Origin of the sequence: Candidatus Pelagibacter sp. (assembly GCF_052049935.1) — a bacterium.
Classification (GTDB): domain Bacteria; phylum Pseudomonadota; class Alphaproteobacteria; order Pelagibacterales; family Pelagibacteraceae; genus Pelagibacter.
The window spans coordinates 1-3,682 of sequence record NZ_JBNGZA010000023.1 but is presented as its reverse complement, the minus strand read 5'-3'; the positions used below and the strand labels follow the sequence as shown (position 1 = coordinate 3,682).

General features: G+C 23.6%; 4 protein-coding genes. All 4 read left to right on the top strand.

All coding sequences use genetic code 11. The annotated features are described in order from the left end of the window. The first annotated feature begins 50 nt into the window (after window positions 1-50). Window positions 51-1,106 carry a LuxE/PaaK family acyltransferase gene (locus tag ACTT90_RS07320; RefSeq protein ID WP_440938076.1) on the top strand — a complete coding sequence of 352 codons (1,056 nt, stop codon included), beginning with the start codon at window positions 51-53 and terminating at the stop codon, window positions 1,104-1,106. After that, the gene (locus tag ACTT90_RS07315) at window positions 1,099-2,301 is read left to right on the top strand and encodes an acyl-CoA reductase (RefSeq protein ID WP_440938075.1); all 1,203 of its coding nucleotides are present in this window, start codon (window positions 1,099-1,101) and stop codon (window positions 2,299-2,301) included. Before ACTT90_RS07320 ends, ACTT90_RS07315 begins: the two co-directional genes overlap by 8 nt. Continuing rightward, window positions 2,301-2,753 carry a 3-hydroxyacyl-ACP dehydratase FabZ family protein gene (locus ACTT90_RS07310; RefSeq protein WP_440938074.1) on the top strand — a complete coding sequence of 151 codons (453 nt, stop codon included), beginning with the start codon at window positions 2,301-2,303 and terminating at the stop codon, window positions 2,751-2,753. The genes ACTT90_RS07315 and ACTT90_RS07310 overlap by 1 nt, the downstream gene beginning before the upstream one ends. A 2-nt stretch (window positions 2,754-2,755) precedes the next feature. Further along, on the top strand, window positions 2,756-3,682 hold a 927-nt coding region (locus ACTT90_RS07305; protein ID WP_440938073.1), incomplete at its 3' end, for a zinc-binding dehydrogenase.

The window sequence follows — 3,682 nt, the reverse complement described above, 5'->3', positions numbered from 1 at the left end:
AATGAGACTTAATAATGGAAAAATAAATTATAAAAAATTAAGTTATAAAAGTGATTAATTTAAAAAAATTATTTTCAATAAAACCTTTTGAAACTCCAGATAAGTTGAAGGATGCTTATTTACTAGAAAATCAAAAAAAATTATCAAAATATCATTATAGAAATTGTTTAGAATATAAAAATATATGCGATAAAATTTTTAAAAAAATTGAAAATTGTAAAAAATTAGATGAATTACCTTATGTCCATGTAAAAGTTTTTAAAGAATTTAATTTATCTTCTGCCCCAAAAAAAAATTTATCTAAAGTTATGCAATCATCTGGAACTTCAGGAGGTTTAAAATCAAAAATAAATATTGATAGGAATACTTCCTTAATTCAATCAAAAGCATTGATAAATATTTTTTCCACAATTATAAAAAAAAAAACTACCTTTTTTTTTATTGAAGACATAATCCAAAAAGATAAAAATTTAATGTCTGCTAGCATTGCAGCTATAAGGGGATTTATGCAACTATCTGACAAATCTTACTTTATTAATAAAAAAAAGGTATTGAATATTGATTTACTCAAAAACTTTATCAAAAAATATCCCAACAAAGAATTTGTAATTTTTGGATTTACCAACAATATTTGGATAGATTTAATTAATGTATTAAAAAAAAGACGAATAACTTTACCAAAAAATAAAGGTATTTTGATACATGGTGGAGGATGGAAAAAATTAGAAAAAAAATCTGTCAGTAAAATAGTTTTTAACAAAACAGCCAAAAAAGTATTAGGTCTAAATAAAGTTTATAACTATTATGGCATGGTAGAGCAAACTGGTTCAGTTTATATAGAGTGTGAAAAAAATTTTTTTCATCCATCTATATTTTCTCAGATATTTATAAGAGATAAAAATTTATCGTTAGCTAGAGAAAAAGAAATTGGATTAATTCAGACAATGTCTCTACTCCAATTTAGTTATCCAGGAAATAATATTTTAACAGAAGATTTAGGAAGAATAGAGGGTATTGATGATTGTGAGTGTGGCAGAAAAGGAAAATATTTTTCTATAATCGGTAGAGTTCCTGGTACAGAGAAAAGAGGTTGCAGTGATGCATAAAATTGAAAAAAAGATATATAATAAAATTAGTATTATTGTTGGTAATAAAAAAGTTTCAAATATTGTACACAAAATTTTTGATAGCAAAATTATTAGCTTTTTAGACAATGTATCTAAAGAAATTTTTAAAAATAAAAAAAATTATGAATTTCAAGATTTAATTACTTTTGCATTTTGGATAAGAAAAAAGAATATTTTAAAAATTTCTCAAAATTACCATTTAAGAGACAAAATGTTAGGGAATGGAATAGTTTTTCATATATCACCATCAAATATACCTATGAATTTTGCATATTCATTAGTATTTGGTTTACTTTCAGGAAATAATAATATTCTAAGATTACCATCAAAAAAATTTGTTCAAACTGAAATTCTTTGTGATGTACTAAGGAAAGTTTTAAATAAAAAAAATTTTATTCTTTTTAAAAGTAAAATTTGTTTAATAAGATATGAAAAATCAAATGAAATTTCAGAATTTCTGTCAAATAAATCTGATGCTAGAATTATATGGGGAGGAGATAAAACAATAAATCAATTTAAAAAATTCAATACGTCTCCAAATTGTTTAGATATAACTTTTCCAGACAGATACTCTTTAGCAATCTTGGGCTCAGATGATATGATTAAATTAAATGATTCAAATCTTAAGAGACTCGTAGAAAAGTTTTATAATGACACTTACATAATGGATCAAAAAGGGTGCTCTTCACCCCAGGCAATTATTTGGACAGGAAAAAATAAAAATCAAGCTAAATCTAAATTTTACAAATACCTTTCTGAGATAGTAGATGAAAAATTTGAGTATAATTTAGCTATAGCAAATGAAAAAATTTCAAATTTATCAGTAATAGCCGCTAAAACAAAAACAAAATTTGAAACAAAATTTGAAAAATTCAGCTTAATAAGATTAAAATTGAATCAGTTCAACAAGGAAATAGAAAAAATAAGACCTTATAATGGTTCATTTGTGGAATTAGATTTAAAAAAAATGAGTGATTTAAAAGATATTATCTCAAAAAAGTGTCAAACGATAAGTTTTTTCGGGTTTAACAAAACTGTTTTAAATAACTATGTAATAAAAACTGGAACCTTGGGAGTTGATAGAGTGGTACCTATAGGGAGATCATTAGATATGAACTTTGTCTGGGATGGTAAGGATTTGATATATTCTCTTTCAAGAATAATAGGAGAATAATGAAAAAAAATTTTAAAAAATCTGAAATAAAAGATATTTTAAAAATTAAAGATCCTTTTTTAATGATTGATAAAGTAAAAGTGATAAATCAAAATAAAATTGTCGAAGGTCAAAAAAAAATTAAAAAAGATGATTGGTTTTTAAAATCTCATTTTTTCAATAATGACCCAGTAATGCCAGGTACTTTGTTAACAGAAGCAATGCTTCAGACAACTATTATAAATCTTTATGAAGATAAAAAAAAAATAAAGAAATATTTCATTGTAAAAAGTGAAAGTAACTATTTTTTAAAGATTTCTTCTACCTGTACTCTCAGAATTATCTCAAAAATTTTATCAAAAAAAAATGGAATTATTTTAGCTCATAATTCAATTTTTTTAAAAGATAGAATAGTTTCCAATGGTAAATTTAAATATATTGATCCAGTTAAATTTAATTTAAATAAGTTGTGATTATGAAGAACAAAAAAGTTTCAATAACTAGATCATTGATTATAGAAAAAAAAAAAAATAATTTTTTTTATTCAATTAAAAAAATACCTTTAAAAAAATTAAAAGATGATGAAGTAATAATTAAAGTAAAATATAGTTGTTTTAACTATAAGGATATTTTGGTTGGTAAAGGCAATCCTGGTTTAGTTAGAAAATATCCTCACGTGCCAGGGATAGATTGTACTGGTGAAATTTATCAAACAAATTCAAAAAATTTCAATATAGGTGATAAGGTAATGGTAATTGCTAGACCTGTAGGAATTAATTCTATGGGTACCATGACAGATTATTTTATAGTCTCATCAAAGTGTGTTGAAAAAATACCTAATGATGTAAATATTAAATTACCTATTATTTTTGGTACAGCTGGATTTACAGCTATGTTAGCAATAAATAATATAAGAAATTTAAAAATAGACAAGAAGCGTTCAATTTTAATTACAGGGGCAACTGGTGGTGTTGGTTTATTTTCAATATTTTTTCTAAAAAAATACGGTTATAAAATAGTTGCAGCAACAACAAGTATAAAAAAAAATAAAAAAAAATTAATACAAGCAGGTGCCAATGAAGTAATAAATTATGAGAACATTCTTGAAACTACAAATCTCCCATTGTTAAAGGAAAAATATGGAGCAATTATTGATAATGTTGGAGGAGATATATTTTCGACTTGCTTAAAATTTTTATGTCACAATGGAGTTTTGATTTCAGTGGGAAATGTTATCAGCAATCACTCAAATATGAACATTTTACCATTAATATTAAGACAAGTGAAAGTTTTTGGTGTTAATGCAGAAAATACCAATAGTATTGTTAGAAAAAAAATATGGAAAAATATTTTTAATTTCAAAAATAATAAAAACTTAATTAAATTTTTTATGGAATATAAT

Excerpts from the sequence above, each read along its gene's own strand:
- ACTT90_RS07315 (WP_440938075.1), top strand. The coding sequence starts at position 1,099 with ATGCATAAAATTGAAAAAAAGATATATAATAAAATTAGTATTATTGTT.
- ACTT90_RS07310 (WP_440938074.1), top strand. The coding sequence starts at position 2,301 with ATGAAAAAAAATTTTAAAAAATCTGAAATAAAAGATATTTTAAAAATT.